Origin of the sequence: Streptomyces luteoverticillatus, from assembly GCF_003970715.1 — a bacterium.
In the GTDB taxonomy this organism is placed as follows: domain Bacteria; phylum Actinomycetota; class Actinomycetes; order Streptomycetales; family Streptomycetaceae; genus Streptomyces; species Streptomyces abikoensis.
This window is the reverse complement of record NZ_CP034587.1, coordinates 5,681,285-5,700,502: the sequence shown is the minus strand read 5'-3', so window position 1 is coordinate 5,700,502 and position 19,218 is coordinate 5,681,285. Positions and strand designations below refer to the sequence as shown.

Annotated in this window: 16 protein-coding genes and 2 pseudogenes; 10 read left to right on the top strand and 8 right to left on the bottom strand. The window is 70.5% G+C overall.

Going from position 1 to position 19,218, the window contains the following annotated elements; genetic code table 11:
* Window positions 1–170: 170 nt before the first annotated feature.
* From EKH77_RS33965 to EKH77_RS25395, 9 genes and pseudogenes are all read left to right on the top strand, one after another.
* Window positions 171–426 (top strand): annotated as a pseudogene (locus EKH77_RS33965) (CorA family divalent cation transporter); the annotation flags it as partial.
* A 387-nt stretch (window positions 427–813) separates the two neighbouring features.
* Complete coding sequence (locus EKH77_RS25435; RefSeq protein ID WP_126916624.1) at window positions 814–1,080, top strand: hypothetical protein; 267 nt, start codon at window positions 814–816, stop codon at window positions 1,078–1,080.
* A 427-nt stretch (window positions 1,081–1,507) separates the two neighbouring features.
* Window positions 1,508–1,723 (top strand): DUF6243 family protein, encoded by a 216-nt coding sequence (locus EKH77_RS25430; protein WP_126916623.1) that lies wholly within the window; start codon window positions 1,508–1,510, stop codon window positions 1,721–1,723.
* Window positions 1,724–2,433: 710 nt separating this feature from the next.
* Entirely contained in the window at window positions 2,434–3,954 is a 1,521-nt protein-coding gene (locus EKH77_RS25420; protein ID WP_240667524.1) for an AbfB domain-containing protein, read from the top strand.
* 124 nt (window positions 3,955–4,078) lie between these two features.
* The gene (locus EKH77_RS25415) at window positions 4,079–4,630 is read left to right on the top strand and encodes an RICIN domain-containing protein (RefSeq protein ID WP_126916621.1); all 552 of its coding nucleotides are present in this window, start codon (window positions 4,079–4,081) and stop codon (window positions 4,628–4,630) included.
* A gap of 41 nt (window positions 4,631–4,671) precedes the next feature.
* Window positions 4,672–5,301 (top strand): RICIN domain-containing protein, encoded by a 630-nt coding sequence (locus EKH77_RS25410; RefSeq protein WP_126916620.1) that lies wholly within the window; start codon window positions 4,672–4,674, stop codon window positions 5,299–5,301.
* A gap of 139 nt (window positions 5,302–5,440) precedes the next feature.
* Window positions 5,441–6,556: a hypothetical protein gene (locus EKH77_RS25405; RefSeq protein ID WP_240667523.1), complete on the top strand. Its 1,116-nt coding sequence runs from the start codon at window positions 5,441–5,443 to the stop codon at window positions 6,554–6,556.
* Between the two features lie 233 nt (window positions 6,557–6,789).
* Window positions 6,790–11,118, top strand: a complete 4,329-nt coding sequence (locus EKH77_RS25400; RefSeq protein WP_126916619.1) for a polymorphic toxin-type HINT domain-containing protein — start codon at window positions 6,790–6,792, stop codon at window positions 11,116–11,118.
* Between the two features lie 45 nt (window positions 11,119–11,163).
* Window positions 11,164–11,604 carry a hypothetical protein gene (locus EKH77_RS25395; protein WP_126916618.1) on the top strand — a complete coding sequence of 147 codons (441 nt, stop codon included), beginning with the start codon at window positions 11,164–11,166 and terminating at the stop codon, window positions 11,602–11,604.
* A 91-nt stretch (window positions 11,605–11,695) separates the two neighbouring features.
* Here EKH77_RS25395 and EKH77_RS33960 read toward each other — a convergent pair whose 3' ends face one another.
* Window positions 11,696–12,037 carry a hypothetical protein gene (locus EKH77_RS33960; RefSeq protein WP_126916617.1) on the bottom strand — a complete coding sequence of 114 codons (342 nt, stop codon included), beginning with the start codon at window positions 12,035–12,037 and terminating at the stop codon, window positions 11,696–11,698.
* Between EKH77_RS33960 and EKH77_RS34815 the strand changes: the two are divergent.
* A pseudogene (locus tag EKH77_RS34815) lies at window positions 12,015–12,089 on the top strand (hypothetical protein); the annotation flags it as partial. The gene EKH77_RS33960 and the pseudogene EKH77_RS34815 overlap by 23 nt on opposite strands.
* A gap of 159 nt (window positions 12,090–12,248) precedes the next feature.
* On the opposite strand, the gene EKH77_RS25385 reads toward EKH77_RS34815, so the two are convergent.
* The 7 genes from EKH77_RS25385 to pdxH all read right to left on the bottom strand — a co-directional run bounded on the left by EKH77_RS25385 (window position 12,249) and on the right by pdxH (window position 19,212).
* A complete protein-coding gene (locus EKH77_RS25385) occupies window positions 12,249–12,863 on the bottom strand; it encodes a LysE family translocator (protein WP_126916616.1) in 615 nt (204 codons plus the stop codon).
* A 48-nt stretch (window positions 12,864–12,911) separates the two neighbouring features.
* The gene (trpC, locus tag EKH77_RS25380) at window positions 12,912–13,703 is read right to left on the bottom strand and encodes an indole-3-glycerol phosphate synthase TrpC (protein ID WP_126916615.1); all 792 of its coding nucleotides are present in this window, start codon (window positions 13,701–13,703) and stop codon (window positions 12,912–12,914) included.
* 4 nt (window positions 13,704–13,707) lie between these two features.
* Window positions 13,708–14,772 (bottom strand): anthranilate phosphoribosyltransferase, encoded by a 1,065-nt coding sequence (gene trpD / locus EKH77_RS25375; RefSeq protein ID WP_126916614.1) that lies wholly within the window; start codon window positions 14,770–14,772, stop codon window positions 13,708–13,710.
* The gene (locus tag EKH77_RS25370; protein ID WP_240667522.1) at window positions 14,762–16,909 is read right to left on the bottom strand and encodes an FAD-dependent oxidoreductase; all 2,148 of its coding nucleotides are present in this window, start codon (window positions 16,907–16,909) and stop codon (window positions 14,762–14,764) included. The genes trpD and EKH77_RS25370 overlap by 11 nt, the downstream gene beginning before the upstream one ends.
* Window positions 16,910–16,995: 86 nt before the next feature.
* On the bottom strand, window positions 16,996–17,694 hold the full coding sequence (locus EKH77_RS25365) for a YggS family pyridoxal phosphate-dependent enzyme (RefSeq protein WP_126916612.1): 699 nt from the start codon (window positions 17,692–17,694) through the stop codon (window positions 16,996–16,998).
* Window positions 17,691–18,500, bottom strand: a complete 810-nt coding sequence (locus EKH77_RS25360) for a B3/B4 domain-containing protein (RefSeq protein WP_126916611.1) — start codon at window positions 18,498–18,500, stop codon at window positions 17,691–17,693. Before EKH77_RS25360 ends, EKH77_RS25365 begins: the two co-directional genes overlap by 4 nt.
* A gap of 121 nt (window positions 18,501–18,621) precedes the next feature.
* The gene (pdxH, locus tag EKH77_RS25355; protein ID WP_206279919.1) at window positions 18,622–19,212 is read right to left on the bottom strand and encodes a pyridoxamine 5'-phosphate oxidase; all 591 of its coding nucleotides are present in this window, start codon (window positions 19,210–19,212) and stop codon (window positions 18,622–18,624) included.
* Between the last annotated feature and the right edge of the window lie 6 nt (window positions 19,213–19,218).

Sequence of the window (19,218 nt, the reverse complement as noted above, 5' to 3'; positions counted from 1 at the left end):
AAGCGCGGAACGGGACATATATCGCGCTCCACGGCCCGCGACGAACAAGCGGGGGACGAACCATGCCCGAGCACTCTCCGTACCACCGGCCCGCCCCAGGAAGCACTCGCGGCCGCGCCCCACGAACGGCGGCACGGCCACTCCCCCGGCGCCCGACTTGGACACCGCCGATGGCATGGATCGACTTCCACGGCCCTTCCACGAATTAAATCCCCCCGCCGAGGAGTTGGGTCTCCACCAGCTCGCCGTCGAGGACACCCTGGAGGCCCGCCGGCGACCCAAGCTGGAACGTTACGGCGACGTCCTCATCGCGGTGCTGCGCGCCGCCCGCTACCTCGACGCCCCGCCACTGAGGTCGACTTCGGCGAGCTGCGCATCCTCGTCGGCCCCGACTTCGTCATCGCGATCTGGCACGGCGGCGCCCCGGCCCCGCGACCGACTGCGCTTCACCACGGACCTGGCCGAGCTCGCAGCCTTCGCCGACGCCGCTTCCTCGCCGACGGAACGCCGATCGACGCCGACGGCCGCAGCTAAGACATCAGCCAAGTCTTCGGCACGGCCCACGCACCCGCCCCCACCTGACCCATCCCTGCGTGATCACCGGCAAGTCCACCGTGCCAGGGAACGAGACGGAAGTTCGACTGACAGGGCAACCGTGTACCGCACAAGCGACGATTCCGCAGACGTGGATGGCCGCGCGGGTGGAGTGTGGCACCCTCGCGGTGCTGGATGCGGAACTAGAGGGCTGCCGGGTCGGTGCTTTTCAGCCGCTATCTCACGCAGAAACGGGTGGCCGACGTTATGGTTCGAGGCATGCCTAGATTCGCTGACTTCGACGCCTCAGCCCTCCGCCGCACCACCTCAGTGGAGGGCGGGTTTCCCTGGCGCGGACAAACCGTGACCTTGATCCGGATCGATGCGAAGGGAAGCGTCACTCAAGCGACCCGAATAACCGAGAAGCGGACCATGCTGGCACAGGCAGGACCGAAGGATCTGGTTCTTGCCGCATGGCCTGGTCAGTGGTCCCAGGACGTGTTCGTCGTAGACGACCTCAAGGCCGCCCGCGAGGAACTGAGCTGAGCCGAACCGAGCTGGGGAGCGAATTCGCTCGTGTAGCGCCAGACCCACGGCAGGCTGAGTCGCGACGAACGGCAGCCAGGGGCCCGTAGGGAAGAAATCTCGACGGCCACTGCAGCCCCATCCTGCAGGGCCTGCTGGCACTCGAACCAGCGGAGCCGGTCACGGAGCACATGCGGATCGCGGACGGCACTCATTCCCGCAAGGAGGCTGCCCCCGGGCCCTCACCGAAGGCCCGGCCAACGCCGGGCGGCGAAAATCTTGGCGCGCGGGGCCGACGGAACCGGGTAACGTCTTTGTCATGTTCTTCCAGACACCGATTTACGAGTGAGAGCGCGACGGGCTCCCGCTGACGCCTTTCCCGACGTCGCCGCGCCCGTCCCCCACCGATGAATCCGTAGATCACTTCACATCACCACCGGGAGAACCCGTGACCGACAGCAAGAACATCAACAACCCCGTGGGCCAGGGCGGCGGCCAGCGCAAGAAACTGTCCCGCACCGAACGGCAGAACAACGGTCCGCACCGCAACCTGGACCGCCAGGGCGCCGCCGCCCAGAAGGCGGAGCTGGTTCGCAAGATGCGCGAAAAGGCACGCGCAGCCGAGGCCGCCGGGCAGGCGAGCGACGACACCGCACAGAACTGACGCACGGCCGCCGCAGGGCGGCACCCCAAAGGGCAGGGCCGGTCCCGCTCAGCGGGGTACGGGGACGCGCTGGTGGTGACGCTGCTGGCGCAGCTAGGGGCGGTGGCGGTGGCGGAGCTGCTGAATCTGCGGCTGCCGCGGGTGGTCGGCTGAGACGCAGGTGATCCGCCACCGCCACGGCATGGCCCTCAGGGACTGGGAGGCCAGAGCACCACCGGAAGTTCGGTGGCCGCGCGCGGCGTCAAGGAGGGGTTGTTCCCTGTGAACGATCCGCCGCACACACTCGCCAGCATCACCTACGGTGTGAACTTCGAGCAATTGGCGGAACTCAACTGGGCGTTCGCCCCCCGTTCGCCATCGCACCGATAGGGATGGGCCGCGTCAGCCCGTACTTCGTCTTCAAGAAGCGCGACCGGCTCCGAGTAGAGCCCCCGCCCCCGGATATCGCAACGCGCGCAAACACATAACCCAGCGCAAAGTCAAGCCCCCGTTCCCCCGAATCGGCCCCAAAGGCAGGCCAATCGCGTCGGGATCATATCAACGGGTGGCTGGTTTGACTCCTCTCGGGGGATCTTCAACACTGCGCCCAGACAACGCCTTCGTTCGCCCGTTCAGCGGGCCATTCGAACGAGGCGCTACTGGGGGTAACAACAATGCACAAGAGTCAGACCAACTCTGCGCGCACGCGAAACATCATCAAGCGCGGGATCGTGGCGACCACCGCGCTGGCCGCCGTCGCCGGTGCGGCCGCGCCGGGGATCGCCGTGGCGGCGTCCGCCGGCGCGGTGGCCGCGGCCGTCGGGATCGGGACCACTGACACGCAGCGTGTCGACGCCGCGGCCGTGGTCCGTCTGGACCCCACGCCGGACGTTCTCCTCCTCAGCGACCACGACTTCATCCACGCGCTGTGGCAGAAGGCGCGGGACGGTGGCCAGGGGTTCGAGAACGTGCGGCTGGCCGCCGAGGACGCCATGGTCAGTGAATCCGCCGAGGACCACGTGCGGTTCATCACCACCGGCATCCACGAGGCCTACGAGCTCGACAAGCAGCGGGAGAAGGCCAAGGCCGACGCCGAGCGCGCCGCCCGCGAGACCAAGACCCAGGCCCTGATCGCCGTGGGCATCCCGAACAGCCCGGACCTGCTCGCGCTCAGCGACGACAATTTCATCCGCGCCATGATGAAGCACGAGGCCTCCGGGCCGGAGGTGCGCGACGCGGCGGCGAAGGCCCTGGCGGGCGGCGCCGACGACTGGGCGATGTTCATCGCCAACGGCGCCCGTGAGGCCCACCAGCGCGATGTGGCCAACGAGCTCAAGGAGCTCGAGCAGAAGAACCGCGAGGAGGCCGAGCGCCGCAAGGAGCTGGCCGCCCGCAAGAACGCGGCCGCCCTGTTCGGCATCACGCCGTCCGAGGCCGTGCTCAGCCTCGGCGACGACAACTTCATCCGCGAACTGCTGCGCGCCGCCTCCGGCGACCAGGGCACCGAGCTCTACGCGGCGGCCCAGAAGGCGGTGCTCAGCTCCAGCCCCGCGGACTGGAAGCAGTTCATCCACACCGGCGCCGAGGAAGCGTACAAGCGCGACGACGAGGCCCGCCGGAAGAAGATCGCCGACGCCAACCGCAAGCGCGCGCTGCAGCTCCAGGCCGCGGCCGAGAAGACCGGGATGAACCCGAACCTGGTCGCCGTCGCGAAGAAGGCGCTGGCCGGCAGCGACGAGGACGTCGCCCGGTTCCTCAAGGAGGACAGCCAGTACCGCGCGAAGCGGCAGTCCTTCCAGCCCGCCAACGCCAAGCTGGCCGGCTTCCGCATCCGTCAGTCCGACGTGGACGGCGGCGAGGCCTTCATCGCCCCCGTCGACGCCAAGGACAAGCAGACCGACCGCGAGGACGCCACCTGGGTCGTCGTCCCCGCGCTGGCCAACCAGCCCGGCTGCTACTCCTTCGAGTCCGCTCGCAAGCCCGGCTACTACCTGGCGCAGAAGGACCGGCGGGTCCGGATGTCCGCGGACGACAACAGCACGCAGTTCCGCAAGGACGCCACCTGGTGCGCCCGCAAGGGCCTTACTGGTTCCGGCATGTCCTTCGAGTCCGCGGGCCAGTCGGGGCGTTGGCTGCGGCAGTACTGGGGCGACCTCTACACGGCCGACAAGAGCGGCAAGAACCGCTACGACGCCGAGAAGGACTTCGCCCAGGACGCCACCTGGAAGATCGCCGGGCCCCTCGCCCGCTGACATCGTCCCCTGACGTCGTCCGCCGACGTCGCCTCCTGACGTCGCCCGTTGGCCTCGCTCGTTGACTTCGCTCGTTGACCTCGCTCGTCATCGAGCCCACATCTTGAGAAGAACGGAATCACCCATGTCTCGGATCACCCGAGCCACCCTCGCCATCGGCGCCAGCGTCGCCGCGCTGGCCGCCAGCGCGGGAACCGCCTCCGCGGACGAGACCGCCGCGCGCGCCGCCGCGCCGACGGCCGTGCAGCTCCAGGCCCAGCACAGCGGCAAGTGCCTCACGATCGAGAAGGGCAGCCTCCGCAACGGCGCCGAGGCCACGCAGGCCCAGTGCGCCGACGGCCTGGACAACCAGCTCTTCGACGTCGTGTCCGTCGGCAACGCCACCTTCGAGCTGCGCCCCAAGCACAGCGGCAAGTGCCTCGAAGTGGAGAACGCGGGCACCGACATCCGCGCCAACGTCCAGCAGTGGTGGTGCGCCGAGCTCCCCCACCAGCGCTGGCGACTGGTCATGGTCGATGTGGCCAAGGAGTTGTACGAGCTGCACCCCGCCCACGCCCTGAACCGCTGCCTGGACGTCCAGGGCGGCAACCTCGACGACGGCGCCAACATCATGCTCTGGTACTGCAACGGCACCGCCGGCCAGCGCTGGAAGCTCCTGCCCGCCAAGTCCGCCTGAGCGGCACCGACATCCCTCCTGAAGAAACGGATAACACCACCATGGCACGGACCATCCGAGCCGCGCTGGCCATCGGTGCCGGCATCGTCGTCCTGACCGGCGGCGCCGGCACCGCGTACGCGGACGGGGACCGCACCGCCACCGACGCCGCCGCGCGGGCGGCCGCCGAAGCCGCAGAGGCCGCGCGCGCCGCCGCCGACGCGGCACGCGCCGCCGCCGAGCGCGCGAACGCGCCCCAGACCGTCGTCACCCTCCAGGTCGCGGCCAGCGGCAAGTGCCTGGAGATCAACAACGGCGCGAAGGACAACGGCATCAAGGCCCAGCAGTACACCTGCAACGGCACCACCGCCCAGCAGTGGCGCATGGTCCCCTCCGCCGACTCCACCTACGAGCTGAGGTCCGTACCCAGCGGCAAGTGCCTCGAGGTGGAGAACAGCGGCACCAAGGCCGGCGACGACGCCCAGCAGTGGACCTGCCACGGCGGTGCGAACACGCGCTGGCAGGCCGTCCTGGTCGACCACGACAAGAAGCTCTTCCAGCTGCGCCCCCAGCACGTCCAGGACCGGTGCCTGGACATCCCCAGCGCCAGCAAGGAGAACAACGTGAAGGCTCAGCAGTGGTACTGCAACGAGACCGACGCCCAGCTGTGGAAGATCACGCCGGTCAAGTGACCTCGCGGTCCGTGCCGCGTGTGCGCGGCAGGTGGACCGCGCGGAGGGACAGCGTCTTGACCAGGACGCTGTCCCTCTCCGTATGAACGACATGAGCGACACGGACGTGCAGCGATTTACACGTTCTTGAGGGGGAAGAGTGAGTCGTCAGTGGTGGGTCGCGCAGGCGTTGACGGTCTGCATGCTGACCGGTGGGGTCGCCGTGGCGGGTGTGGCGCCGGCCTGGGCCGACGCCCCGGCCTTGGTATCGGCCCCGGCCTCGACATCGGCCGATCAGCCGGTTGATCCGGCCGCGCTCGCGAAAGCGGCGGCGGCCGAAGAGGCACGTAACTACGTGCTCAAGATGGCGAAGTCGTCCTTGCCCGCCGAGATCCGTACATCCGCCTGGAACGCCCTGCGCAGTTCCGGAGGGGACGAGGCGATCGCGGAGTGGTTGGCGCCCGGCGGCGGATTCGAGACCGCCAAGCAGCGGATACGGGACGCCCGTACCCGCAACAGGCTCTTCTGCGAGCGCGTGGTGCGCACGCACACGCTCGAGTTCTCTCCCGAGGTGCGGGCGGCTGCCGAGCGCGCGCTGAAGGGCACGGCCACCGACCAGGCGGCATTCGTGAAGACCGGGTACGCCGAGGCGCAGAAGCGCGACCGGGCCGCCCGGGAGGCGGACACCCGGCACAAGCTGGAAGTCGCCGCCAAGGACCGTGACTTCGTGTCCTCGGTCGCCGAGCACGACCCGGGTGAGCAGGTGCGGGTGGCGGCGCAGTGGGCGCTTCGCCCGGGCGCGACGGACGCCGACGTCGCGGAGTTCTACGGCTACGGCTGGGCGACCGGCGCGACCTTGGACATCGAGGCCTTCGGGATGCGGATCGCGGAAGCGGAAACGTTCCGGCTGACCGCCCTGTCACGTCTTGTCAAGGACGCCGAGGCCGCGGAGAAGGCCGTGCGGGGCTCGGCGGACGCGGCGAAGGCCCGCGCCGAGGCCGAGCGGGCCTGGAAGGCCGTGGCCGAGCACTCCGAGGCCGCGCGCAAGGCGTGGCTGGCCGAGCGGGAAACGGCGGCGGCGCAGGCGGAGAACTGGCAGAACATCGCCAAGGCCGCCAAGGAGTCCTCGGACGAGCTCTGGAAGAGCATCGGCCAGTCGGCCGACGCCACCCGGAAGACCTGGTCCCAGGAGCAGGCCGACGCTCTGGAGACGTCCACGTTCTGGCAGGAGATGTTCGACAAGGCCCGGGACGGCGAGAACCGCGTCAAGGGCTGACGTCCTTCAGGTGTTTCGCAAGTGTCTCGGCCGGCCTGACCTGCCGGCCGAACTTCCCTGACCGCTGTGTTCCGGCGGTCATCCGGACCCGGTTCTCGTGACCGGGTCCGCTCCGCCCTGCCCGCGTGGGCGGGTTCAGGGCCTTTTTCCATTTCATTTCGTTGGGGGTTCTTCCCGTGATGGGTAGATTCCGGCCAAGAGCCGGACGACGGCTGCGTGGTGACGTGGCCGGTGTGGTGAGAAAGGCCGTCTCCACAGCTGTGGTGGTGGCGATCCTGGGTGGCGCGACAGGGGAGGCCACCGCGGCCACCACCACCGCGCACGCCCGGAACGCCGCGGTCTCGCCGGCCGAGGCGATGGCAGCGCTGGACAAGCTCGCGGCGGCGCTGCCGAAGCCGGCGGCCGCGGCGGTGCCCGCGCCGCGCACGGAGCTCGACAAGCTGTCGGCCGATCGTGACCGGCAGCTCGTTGAGGACTTCGCGGAGTTCGATCCTGAGCCGGAGGTCCAGGAGGCCGCGAAGAAGGCCCTGGAGAGCTCGGACCCGAACGCGATCCGGGCATTCCTGGAGCACGGCGAAGCCGAGGCCCGCCAGCGTGCGAAGGAGAAGAAGGACGGCGCGGACGTCAAGAACCGCGCCGAAATCGAGAAGTTGCGCGGCACCGGCGGTACGTACTTCAACGCCGAGGTCGAGCGTGTCCTGGGCCCGAAGGCGACCGCGAAGGACCGCGCCGACTTCCTCGCCTTCGGCGCGGCGATCGCGAAGCAGCGTGACGAGAAGGACAAGCAGAACGCGGCGAAGCAGGCGGAGGAGAACCGCAAGCGCGTCGAGATGCTCGCGGCCTCCGGTGGCCCGGAGGTGAAGAAGGCCGCCCAGGCCGCCCTCGACACCAAGGACAACGCGAAGATCGCCGAGTTCCTGGAGAAGGGCTACCTGGTCGCGGCCCAGAAGGACGCCGACGCCCGCGCCGCCATCGAGAAGGCGCAGAAGGAAGCGCAGGAGGCGGCGGACAAGCTGCGCGAGCTGGCCGAGAAGGCCGCCCGCGCCGCCGAGGCCCGCACCAAGCTCATCGCCGCGCACGGCGACGCGGTCAAGGCGCTGAAGAACGCCTCGAACGCGATGACGCTGGCGGCGGGTTCGGCCCGTCAGGCGGACCGGATGCTCTCCGCCGACCGTGCCGGCAAGACCCTGTCGTCCTACGACAACGTCAAGGCCGACGTCGCGCGTCAGGTCGAGTTCGCCGGCATCGCCGCCAAGCAGGCGCAGGTCGCCGCGGCGCAGGCGAAGGTCCAGGCCGACGTGCTGGTCGAGACCGGTCTGACGTATGGCACGCAGTGGTCCGAGGTCGCCTCCGGCATCGCCGCCGCCGCGGACGCCGCGGTGAAGGCGAGCGAGACCGCGCAGCACGCGGTGGACGCCACCGAGGCCGACGCCAAGGGCCTCAACGCCAAGAACCAGGCGGAGCTGCACGAGCAGCAGGCCAAGAAGTGGCGCGCGAACGCCGAGCAGCACGCCGCCACCGCCGCGAAGCTCGCGGAGGCCGCCGACAAGCAGGCCAAGATCGCCGCTGACGCGGCGTCCCGTGCGCGCACGGCGCGGATCGCGGCGGAGAAGGCCGAGGCCGAGGCGTGGGAGCACGCGAAGAAGACGCGCGAGGCGCGGCTCGAGGCCGAGCGCCAGGCGAAGATCGCCGCCGAACAGCGGGCCATCGCCGAGCGCGAGCGCGACCTGGCTGCGGCTGCGCGTGCGCGCGCGGAGCGCGAGCGCGACATCGCCGCCGCCGCGCGTGCGCGCGCGGAGGCCGAGGCCCGTACGGCGTCGGCGGCACGGGCGGAGGCCCAGGCCGCCGCCGCGACGGCGGCGTCGGCCCGGGCGGACGCCGAGAAGCAGGAGGGCATCGCCGCCACGGCGGACGACAACGCCCGCGGGATGGAGACCAAGGCCCGCGAGGCCTTGTCCAACGCGCGCCAGGCCCGGAAGGACGCCGACGCCAAGCAGGCCAAGGCTCAGGCGACCGCGTCGATGGCGGCCGCGACCAAGGGCACCGCGTACTCGGTCCAGGCGCAGACCGCCGCGGCCGCGGCGCGCGCGGACGCCGACACCGCCGGTGCCGCCGCCGATCAGGCGCAGGGTGCCGCCGACACCGCCAGCGGTGCCGCCATCCGTGCCCGTTCCGCCGCGACGGAGGCCGCCGGCGCGGCCGCTCGCGCCCGTGCCGCCGCGGCCGAGGCGACCGCGCACGCGGCGCGTGCCAACGCCGCCGCCAACGCGGCGGAGGCCGCTGCCTCCCGTGCCAACGCGGCCGCCAACCGGGCCGAGGCCGAGGCCGCCGCGACCCACGCCGCGGCGACGCGTGCCAACGTCAAGGCCGCCGAGGCCACGGCCCAGGAGGCGCGTGCCGGTGTGGCCGCGCACGAGGCCGCCCGTCTGGCCGGTCTGGCCGCGATCGAGGCGAAGAACGCGCTGCAGGCCGCGAACCGTACGAAGGACGAGGCGGAAGGCGCCACCCGCGAGGCCGCGATGGCCCGTCTTCAGGCCGGTATCGCCGTCCAGGCGTCCACGGCGGCCAAGGCCAGCGCGGCCGGTATCGCCGACCCGGCGAACACCGCGATCGAGCTGACCGCCCCGTTCGCCGGCAAGGACGTCGACGCCGACTTCGCCGCCGACGTCGCGGCCGCCGCCCAGGAGCTGGGCGCGGAGCAGGTGGCTTCCGCCGAGGCCAAGGCAGCGGAGGCCCTCAAGGCCGCTGAAGCCGCCGAGGCCGCCGCGAAGGGTGCGAACGCCCAGGTCGCGCCGGCCTTCAAGGCCGCCGCCGACGCCGCCCGTTCCTCCGCGAACGCCACCCGCTCCATGGCCGCCGCCATGAAGTCCGCCGCCGAAGCCGCCGTCGACGGCGCCAAGGCCCGCGCCGCAGCGGCCCGCGCCAACCAGGCCGACGCACAGGCCCAGGCAGACGCCAAGGCAGCCCGCGAAGCCGCCAACCAGGCCTACGCCGACGCGGCCGCCGCCCGCCAGGCCGCCAACCAGGCCGAAGCCGAAGCAGCCCGCGCCCGAGGCGCCGCCGCCGAAGCCGAGCAGCACGCCGCGGCCGCCGCTGGTGCTGCCGATCTCGCCGAACAAGAAGCCGCCACCGCCCAGGCCGCGGCCACCAAGGCCAAGGAGGACGCCGACGCGGCCGACAAGCTCGCCGAATCCGCCGAGAAGCACGCCGCGTCGGCGAAGGAAGCGGCCGACAACGCCCTCGACTACGCCAAGAAGGCCGACGCGGAGGCCAAGAAGGCCCAGGCCGAACAGGAGGAACGGGAGCGCAAGGCCCGCGAGGAAGCCGCCAAGGAGGCCACTGAGAAGGGCGGCCTTCCGGAGCTGAACGACGAGGAGAAGGAGGCTCTCCGGCTCGCCGGGTTCGACCCGGATGAGTACGAGAAGCTCCGGCAGCTCGCGAACAAGAGCTTCGAGGACTTCCTGCTGGAAATCGGCGGTGATGTCATCAAGGGCCTCATCGACTGGGAGGACGTCCAGAAGTGCTACAAGGAAGGCAACGTCGAGGCCTGCTTCTGGGCGCTCATCAATAACGTTCCCTGGACCAAGGCCCTCAGGGTCGCCGAGAAGCTCCCGGACATCGTCAAGTTCGTCAAGCGCCTCATGGGCATCGACAAGCTGCTCGAGGAATCGTCCAAGGCGAAGAAGTACATCAAGAAGGCCGAGGAGGCTCTTGAGAAGGTCCCCGTCTGCAATGTGAAGAAGAAGCCGAACAGCTTCACCCCGGACACGCCCGTCCTGATGGCCGACGGAACCCGGGAGCCGATCGGGAGGATCCGGATCGGGGAGCGGGTCCTGGCCACCGACCCCGCCACCGGCACGACCGGGGCCCGCACGGTCACGGACGTGATCGTCGGCGACAAGAACGACCTCGTCGAGGTCACGATCGACACGGACGGCGATGCCGGGAGCGCCATCGGCACGCTGAAGGCCACCTCCGGTCACCCGTTCTGGGTGGAGAACCGGCACCACTGGACCGACGCCAGGGATCTCAAGGCGGGTGATCGCCTCCGCACCCCGCAGGGTGAGCTGAAGGAGGTCACGGGCACCCGTGCCGCGCCCGGCACCCGGACGGTGTACAACCTCACCGTCGACAACCTCCACACGTACTATGTGGTGGCGGGGTCGGCTCCGGTTCTCGTCCACAATTCCAAGAACCCGTGCGAAGAGATCGACGGCGGCGAGGTGCCGAACTTCGCCTCTGCCCGGGACAAGGCCCGAGCAGAGGCGGGCCTGGGGGACGACGCGGTCCCGTTCAAGAGTGAAGTCGGCCCGATGAAGGACAAGCTCTACGTGGGAATGCAGAGCCCTGACGGCCGGAACGGATGGCGCATCGACTTCGACCCGAAGAACCCGGAGAAGGCCCTTCATATCAACTGGTGGAAGAACTTCGACAGGTCGAAGAAGCGTGCCGAAATGGGGCCCGATTCCGCGCGCGGATACTTCACGATCCCGTCGCCGCGAGGCGGTCCTGCCGATGAGGGCGACTACAGGGACATCATCAAGCATTTCCCCTGGACCTAGAACGACGATCAGCCGGATCACGCACGGCTGATACGGAGGACGAGAATGTACATCGATTCCGATCACTTCACCGATTGGTTGGACTCCGGCAGGGTGGAACGGATGCCGGTCGAGGCGAGCAGGAAGTTCGACGAATACCTGTGCACGCTTCCGTGGCTTCCGTCGCGCATCGACTGGCGCGAGATCCCGTACTCCGTGTTCAGCTATGCGGATGCCGGATGGTCGGGGGACGCGGCGGTCGAGTGGGCCCGCGCGAACGGGTTCATGGAATTCGAGAAGTCCTTCATCATGTACTCGGCTTCCGAGCCCGGCATTCTCTGCAGCAGCAGGGACGCCTTCTTCGAGCTGGACCACTTGACCATGGGCCGAGTGCATCCCGCGTACATCTGTGCCGCCGGCACGGGTGAAGAAGGTCCTGTGCTCTCGTTCGACAAGTTCGCCGAGTGGGACGGATTCGCCATCCTGACCACTCCGCACCGGCCTTGACCGGATAGAGCGGCCCTCTCGGCCGGCTGACCGAAACGCCGACAAGCGCGGCGGACTCTCTCACGAGAGTCCGCCGCACTTCGTTTTTCCGTCACACCACGGCCAGCCGGAGGCCGACGACCGGTTCCGCCGGGACGTCCGGGAACGCGCGGCGGGCCAGGCCCGCCAGGCTCCGGCCCGGGCCGAAGTCGGTGAAGCGGGTGCTGCCCAGGCCGGTCACGAGCGTGTGGAGCGTGGCGTGCCAGCGCACCGGGGAGACCAGTTGGCGCGCGCAGAGCGCCGACCAGTCGTGGCCGATTTCCGGGGTTCGGCCGCGGCCTATCCCGACGACGCGCAGTTCACGTCCATCGCGGGCGAGCTCTATTCCCGCCCGCAGCCCGGAGTTCGCGAAGCTGTGGGACCAGCACGACGTGCGCAAGGAGTCCAACGGCACGAAGGCCGTGCTCCATCCGGTGCTGGGCGAGATGACCTTCGACCACTTGGTGCTGCACCCGTCGAGCCGGCACGACCTGCGGGTGACCGTGCACCTGCCCCGGGAGGGGTCGAGGCGCGGCGCCGGCTGGAGCGGCTGCTGGAGGCGCGGCCGGCGGTCACCGCGCCCCCGGCCTCCAGGGGCGCGGAGTCCGCCGCGGCGGGGAACTCCCTCAGATGTTCGTGAACGCCAGCTTCGCGCCCAGTGCCACGAACGCCCCCGCGAACGTGCGCCGCATCCAGGTCATGACCTGCGGGCGGGAGATGACGTGGTCGCGGACCGAGGCCGCGAGCAGCCCGTAGCCGATGAAGATGACGAAGGTCATCAGCATGAAGACCGCGCTCAGCTCGATCATGCGCGGCACCGGGTGGGCCTCGTTCGCGCTGACGAACTGCGGGAGAAAGGCCAGGAAGAAGATGGTCAGCTTGGGGTTGAGGATGTTGAGCAGGATGCCCGTCCAGATCACCCGCACCGGGGACGGCGGCTCGCCCGCCTGCTCCTCCACGCTCAGGGTGCCGCGGTCGCGCCAGGTGTTCCAGGCGACGTAGAGGAGGTAGGCGACGCCCAGGAACTTGAAGGTCTGGAAGGCCAGGGCGCTGGTGTGCATGAGGGCGGCCAGGCCCATGATGGTGGCCGCCATGTGGGGGACGATGCCCAGGGTGCATCCGAACGCGGCGACGATGCTCGGGCGGAAGCCGCGCGAGAGGCCGGTGGCCAGTGTGTAGAGAACGCCGGTACCGGGTGAGGCGGTCACGATTAAGGACGTGACCAGGAATTCGATGCCCACGGGACATACTCCTCTTGCTGCTGTTCTGTGGCGAGTGACGATACGTTTCTACCGGGTCAGGAGGGCCCGCGTCGCGGCCTCGATGTCCGGAGTGCGCATCAGGCTCTCGCCCACCAGGAAGGCGGAGATGCCCACTTGGGCGAGACGGGCCAGGTCGGCGGGGGTGGACAGACCACTCTCCCCCACGATCACCCGGTCCTTGGGCACCTTCGACGCCAGCCGTTCACTTGTGGCGAGCGTGGTCTCGAAGGTGTGGTGGTCGCGGTTGTTGATGCCGAGGAGGCGGGACCGCAGCCGGGTGGCCCGCTCCAGCTCCGCCTCGTCGTGCACCTCGACCAGGACGTCCATGCCGAGGTCGAACGCCGCGTCCTCCAGGTCCTTCGCCTCCGCGTCGTCGACCGCCGCCATGATGATCAGGATCGCGTCGGCGCCCCAGGCCCGCGCCTGGACGACCTGGTAGGGGTCGTACATGAAGTCTTTGCGCAACGCCGGGAGTTCCGTCGCCTCGCGGGCCGCCGTCAGGTGCTCCGGGCCGCCCTGGAAGGACGGGGTGTCGGTGAGGACCGACAGACAGGCCGCACCGCCCGCCTCATAGGCGCGGGCGATGAGCGGCGGGTCGAAGTCGGCGCGGATCAGGCCCTTGGACGGGCTCGCCTTCTTGATCTCGGCGAGCAGGGCGTACTCGCCCCGGGCCACACGGTGTTCGACGGCCGTCAGGAAGCCACGCGGCGCCGGGGCGGCCGCCGCCTCGCGTTCGAGGGAGGCGAGGGGACGGTCGCGCTTCGCCTCCGCGATTTCCTCACGCTTGGCCCCTTCGATCCTTGAGAGGAAGTCCGGCATCCGATTAAGCCCCTTCGCTTCGGTCACTACGGTCGCTTCGGTTCGATTCCGTTATCAGTCGTTCCAGCCTGCGATGCGCTTCCCCGCCGTCGATCGACTCCGTGGCGAGCTCCATGCCGTCCTTCAGGTCCTTCGCCCGGCCGCCGACGACGAGTGCCGCCGCTGCGTTGAACGCCGCGATGTCGCGGTACGGCCCCTTCTCCCCCGTGAGGACGCCCCGCAGCGCCTCCGCGTTGGCTCGCGCGTCGCCGCCCTTGAGCGACTCCGGGGGAACGCGTGGCAGGCCGACGTCCTCCGGGCTCACCCGGAACACCCGCACCGTGCCGTTCTCCAGCGAGGCCACGGTCGTGGGCCCGGTGGTGGTGATCTCGTCGAGGCCGTCCGAGCCGTGGACGACGAAGGCGCGCTCCGAACCGAGTTCGCCCAGCACCCGCGCCAGCGGCTCGACCCACTCCTCGGCGAACACCCCGACCATCTGGCGCCGCACGCCCGCCGGGTTGGTCAGCGGCCCCATCAGGTTGAAGACGGTGCGCGTGCCGAGCTCGACGCGGGTGGGGTGGACGTGGCCCGTCGCCGGGTGGTGGTCGGGGGCGAACATGAAGCCGATGCCCGCCTCGGCGACGCAGCGCGCCACGTCCTCGGGCCGCAGGTCGATGCGGACGCCCAGCGCGCGCAGGACGTCCGCCGCGCCGCTGCGCGACGACAGCGCCCGGTTGCCCTGCTTGGCCACCGGCACCCCCGCCCCGGCGACGATCAGCGCCGCGCACGTGGAGATGTTGTACGAGCCGGACGAGTCGCCACCCGTGCCGAGCAGGTCCATCGCCCCGGGCGGCGCCACCACCCCGCGCATCCGCGCCCGCATGGCGATCACCCCGCCGGTGATCTCCTCCACGGTCTCGCCACGCATCCGCATCGCCATCAGCAGCCCGCCCATCTGGGAGGGCGTGGCCCGGCCCGCCATCATCAGCTCGAAGGCGCGGGCCGATTCCTCACGGGTGAGGGTGGCGCCGGTGGCCACCTTCCGGACCAGGTCCTTGAACTCCTCGAACCGGGTGTCGTCAGCGTCCATGCCCCTGCCCCTCCTGCCGTCCCCACGCGCCGCCGCTGCTCGCCGGCAGCGGCTGGTCCCAGTCGAGCTCGACGTTCTCCCGCCGGTACGGCGTCTCATCGGTGATCGCGGTGTCCAGAGTGCGGGCGAAGAGGTGGCCGCTGTGGACGGCCGCCGCGATGATCCCCGGGCCCAGGCAGTCGCCCAGCCGGACGACGCGCCGGATGCCCGCCGCGCCCAGGGCCTCCTCGCCGAACGCGCGCAGCCCGGTGTACAGCTCGTCGCGCGGCACCATGCCGGTGACCAGGACGAGCGCGTCGGCGGTGACGACCGTCTCCCGGCCCGTGTACACGCAGGCCAGCCGGGCGGCGCCGGGCTCGGCCCGCACGAGCGCCGTCGAGGTGTGGACGGCGGCGCACTTCTCCATCACGCGCCGCTGGACGCGCTTCTGCTCCGCCGTGAACTGCGTGAACGACGACACCAGGCTGTCGGGCGTGACGAACGTGACCTCGCAGCCGTGCTCGGCCAGCCGCTCGGCGATCACTCCGCCCATGTAGTAGTGGTCGTCGTCGAAGACGACGACCCGGCCGGACGGCAGCCGGCCGGCCATGATGTCGTCCGGGGTGAAGACGGGTGTCCCGGCCGGTCCCTCCAGCCCCTCCAGTCCCTCCATCGGGAAGCTGTGGGAGCGGCCCACTCCATCCGCCCGCCACCGCGCGCCCGTGGCGACGGCCACGAGCGAGCACTCGGCCTCCAGGGCCATCTCGGCGGTGATCTCGTTGTCCGGCAGGAGCTGGACGTTGGGCATGCGGCGCAGCTGGGTGAGCCGCCAGTCGCGCACCCGCGCCCACTCCCCCAGCCCCGGCAGCCGGCTCTCCAGGGTGACGCGGCCGCCGAGTTCGCGGCGGCGGTCGGCGAGCAGCACGTCGTAGCCGCGCTGGCCCAGGGCCCGGGCGGCCTCCAGGCCGGCGGGGCCGGCGCCGACGACGAGGACGGTGTCGTCGGTGTCCTTGGGCGGGATGTACTCGGGGTGCCAGCCGCGCCGCCACTCCTCGCCCATGGTGGGGTTCTGGGTGCAGCGCATCGGCACACTCGCCTTGTCGCCGGCGACGCAGATGTTGCAGCCGATGCACTCGCGGAGGTCGTCGAAGCGGCCTTCCTCGATCTTCCTCGGCAGGAAGGGGTCGGCGATGGAGGGGCGGGCCGCGCCGATGAGGTCGAGGGTGCCGCCCTTGATCATGGAGACCATGGTGTCGGGCGAGGTGAACCGGCCGACGCCGACGACCGGTTTGCTGGTGACGCTCTTGACGAACTTGACGTACTCCGCCTGGAAGCCCTCGTCGCTGAACCGGGACGTCTGACCGTCGTTGTCGAAGTTGCTGAGGTTGACGTCCCAGAGGTCGGGGAGCTCGGCGAGCATCTCGACGACGTCACGGCCCTCGTCCTCGGAGCCGATGCCGCGCGGTCCCATCAGCTCGTCGACGCCGAAGCGGACGGCGACGGCGCAGGTGTCGCCGACGGCCTCCTTGGCGTCCTCGATGAGCTCGCGCAGCAGCCGGGCTCGGTTCTCCAGGCTGCCGCCGTATTCGTCGGTGCGCTGGTTGTGGCGCCGGGAGAGGAAGTGGACGGGCAGCGTCATGTCGTGGCCCGCGTAGATGTAGACGATGTCGAAGCCGGCGCGCCGGGCATTGAGCGCCGCCGTGCGGTGCCAGCGGCGGACGGCGCGGATGTCGTCCTTGTCCATGGCCCGTGCGGTGATGGGGAGGTTGCCCCGGACGGCCTTCAGGCTCGGGGCGATCGGTATGGTCCGGCTCTCCAGATTGCCGACGTAGGAGCCGTTGTGGGCGAGTTCGACGCCGGCGAGGGCGCCGTGCCGGTGGATCTCGTCGGTGGCCCGGGTGAGATAGGGCAGGTCCTTCTCGTCCCAGATCCTGATCTCCCGCTGGTGGTTGCCGGAGTGGTGGACGTCGCACTGTTCGGTGACGACGACGCCCCAGCCGCCCTCGGCCTTGACGCCGCGCATCGCGGCCATGGAACTGGGGAAGGCCCGGCCCATGCCGTTGCAGTGGGGTACCTGGTAGAAGCGGTTCTTCGCGGTGACCGGGCCGATCCGTACGGGTTCGAAGAGGACGTCGTAGCGGGCGGGGCGGTGGGGCATGTACGTCTCCATGCGGGCGTCGTGGGACGGGGGCGGTCATGCCGGGCGGCCCGGTCATGGCGATGACCGGGCCGCCCGTCCGTGCCTCAGGCCGTGCCGGAAGGTTTCAGCGGTGGCCTGGAGCCGAAGATCGCGCTGCCCACGCGCACATGCGTGGCGCCGTACTCGACGGCCGTGGCGTAGTCCGTGCTCATGCCCATGGAGAGCAGTTCCAGACCGTTGCGGGCCGCGATCTTCGCCAGCGTCGAGAAGTGCGGCTCCGGCGGCTCACCGGCCGGCGGGATGCACATCAGCCCCACGACGTCCAGGCCGTGGGTCTCCCGGCAGTCGGCCAGGAAGGCGTCCGCGTCGTCCGGCAGCACACCGGCCTTCTGCGGCTCCTTGCCCGTGTTGACCTGGACGAACAGCCGGGGCCTACGCCCCTGCCGGGCGCACTCGCGTGCCAGCGCCACGCTCAGGCTCGACCGGTCCAGGGAGTGGATGACGTCGAACAGGGCCACCGCCTCCCGGGCCTTGTTGCTCTGGAGCGGTCCTATCAGGTGCAGTTCCAGATCCGGACATCGGCCGCGCAGCTCCGGCCACTTGGCCTTGGCCTCCTGGACCCGGTTCTCGCCGAAGACGAGGTGGCCGGCCTCGACCGTGCGCTCCAGGACGTCGGCGGGCACGGTCTTGGACGCGGCGACGAGCGTCACCGAGCCGGGCTCGCGGCCCGCTCGCGCGCAGGCCTCGGCGACGGCCCGCCGTACGTTCTCGAGGCCGATGGTGGGGTCGGGGGTCGGATTCATGCTGTCTCCTCATCTCGTCGCACCGAGTCTCGTCGCACCGAGTCTCCTCGCGCGGAATCCCCTACCGCGGAATTCCCTCCCGCGGGATCCCCTCCCGCGTACGAGAACTCCAGCCGGCGATCCGTGGTGTCGATCCGCCGGGCGGCCACGATCCGCACCCCGGCCTCCGGCAGCCCCGCCGTCAGCTCCCGTTCCAGCGCCGCGAGGTCCTCGGCGGCCGTGGGGTGCAGCGCCTCCGCCACGATGAGCGCGCGGTCCGTCTCCTTGGAGACGACGGACAGGGCGCTCTGGCGGAACGTCCAGCGCCGGGAGTGGGCGTGGCCCGCCGTGTCCGTGAAGACGATCTCCTCGGGGGCGGGGTGCTCGGTCTCGCCCTGGAAGGTCCGGTGGACCTCCGAGCCGTCGGCGTGGCGGACCGTGATGCCGTCCGTGACCTTGTCGCAGTCGAAGACGGCGATGGGGATGGCGAAGGCCATGGAGACGACGTTGAGGTAGTCGACCAGCGGGTGGAAGCCCGGCAGGTTCCGCTCCTTGCGGTAGCGCCGGAGCAGCGCCTCCGAGGCGCACCGGTACTGGGTGGGCTTGAGCCCCATCCGGGAGAACGCCTCGCGCCAGGCGGCGATCTCCGGCATCGCGGACTCGCTCGCCGCGGCCAGCCGCTCCTCGACCCGGGCGGTGAGCGCCTCCCGGCGTTCCCGGCCGCTCTCGTGGCCGCTGGTCGTCCCGAGGACGCCGTCGACGGCCAGGGTGACCGCGCGCAGGCGCGGGTGGGCGTTCCAGACCGGATCGGCATGTGTGAAGTACATGGTTCTGTCCCTGCTCGCTGTACGGGTGGAGCCGTACGGGTGGACCGGTGGGGCCGGAGGGCGGCGCCGGCCGGTGGTCGCCGTCCGGGGACGGCGCCGCCGGCCGGCGCCCGCTCACGGACTACGGGTAGAACCGCTTCCGGTCCCACTCGCCCTCCGGCTTCTCCCTCGTGAATATCAGCCGGTCGTGCAGCCGGAACGGTTTTTCGGTCCAGAACTCCACGTAGACGGGCCGGACCCGGTAGCCGAGCCAGTGCGGCGGGCGCGGCACCTCGCCGTCGCCGAAGCGGGCGCTCTCGCGGGCCACGGCGGCCTCGAGCTCGGCGCGGTCGGCCAGCGGCTGGGACTGGAGGCTGGCCCAGGCGCCGATACGGCTGTCCCGGGCGCGTGACGCGAAATAGGCGTCGGCCTCGGCGTCGGTGACGTGCTCGACGGGGCCCCGGAAGCGCACCTGGCGGCGCAGGGACTTCCAGTGCAGGGCCCCTGCGGCCCGCATGTTGCCGGCGAGCTCCCGGCCCTTCTGCGACCGGCTGTTGGTGTAGAAGACGAACCCCTCGGCGTCGAAGCCCTTGAGCAGCACGATCCGGACGTCGGGCAGTCCGTCGGCGTCGGTGGTGGCGATCGACATGGCGTTGGGGTCGTTCACTTCGCCGGCTTCGGCGTCCCGGAACCATTCACGGAACAGTTCGATGGGGGCGTTCACTTCGTGCACGGAATT